Annotated in this window: 1 protein-coding gene; it reads right to left on the bottom strand. The window is 53.5% G+C overall.

What is annotated here, in order from left to right; translation table 11 throughout:
• Positions 1 to 94 precede the first annotated feature (94 nt).
• Positions 95 to 1,220, bottom strand: a 1,126-nt coding sequence (locus PWJ82_RS09470) for an IS256 family transposase (protein WP_274736425.1), incomplete at its 5' end; no start/stop codon positions are given.

Genomic DNA, 1,220 nt, shown 5'->3' with positions numbered 1-1,220 from the left:
GGTCAAGTCCTGGTTAGTGGTGTATCTGTGTTCTCGAATCATGATTGTCATTGTCTGGTTTCGATACTAATAAGGACTGGATATCAGACACAGGTCAAGCAATAATTTCCTTCCCACTAATAGTCTTCTCGTCGATAACACCACGAGCGATAACATCCCTGGTTTGCGCCAGACTCGCCAACGACATGTACCGCTTTTGTTGAATCCATTCATCATGCTGCTCAGCTAAAACCGCTCCGACCAGCCTGACCACCGACTCCCGGTTAGGGAAAATACCCACAACATCAGTACGCCTACGAATCTCACGGTTAAGCCGCTCGGTCGGGTTATTCGACCAGATCTTGGTCCATATTGTTTCAGGAGCAGCGGTAAACGCGAGAATCTCGTCAAGGGATTCTTCCAGATAGTCCCCAACATGAGGAAACTTCCTCGAACAAAACTCGACCACGTCCCGGGCTTGCCCCCACACGCTAGCAGCATCTGGTTGCCTGAAAATCGTGTGGAACATTGCCGATAATGTAGGCCACTGGGTCTTAGAGACCATGGATGAAAGATTCTTCGCGAAGTGGGTCCGGCAGCGTTGCCAGCTTGCCTGCGGTAAACAATCACTGACCGCTGCCTGGATACCCAGGTGAGCATCACTGGTCACCAGGAAAACACCCTCAAGGCCACGGGCGATAAGATCACGGAAAAACCCGGTCCACGACGCGGTAGATTCCGCTGTAGCAACCTGCATGCCCAGTAATTCCCTATATCCGTCCTTATTGACGCCGGTAGCCAGCAGCACACTGGTTTTCACCACGCGTCCACCTTCACGTACTTTCATGGTCAGCGCGTCACAGGACAGGTAATAGTAAGGGCCCTGGTCTAAAGGCCTGGTACGGAAATCGTTGACGGTCGCGTCAAGGTCTTTGGCCATGTCCGAGACTTGTGATTTGGAGAGGTTAGTGATGCCGAGCGTGGCTACCAGGTCGTTCATGCGTCGGGTAGACACTCCTTTGAGGTAGCAGGTGGCAATCACGGTGGTCAACGCGCGCTCTGCCCGGCTGCGGCGTTCGAGTAGCCAGTCAGGGAAGAAGGAAGCGGTACGTAGTTTGGGGATAGCGATATCCAGGCTTCCAACGCGGGTGTCTAACTGGCGGTGTCGGTAACCATTGCGCCTGTTGACACGGTCCGGGGAGGGTGTTGCATAGTTCGCTCCACAGATACTGTCGGCTTGG

Source organism: Actinotignum schaalii, from assembly GCF_028864145.1.
In the GTDB taxonomy this organism is placed as follows: Bacteria; Actinomycetota; Actinomycetes; order Actinomycetales; family Actinomycetaceae; genus Actinotignum; species Actinotignum schaalii_B.
Note: the sequence above shows the minus strand (reverse complement) of the source record. Positions and strands in the feature narration are given on the sequence as shown.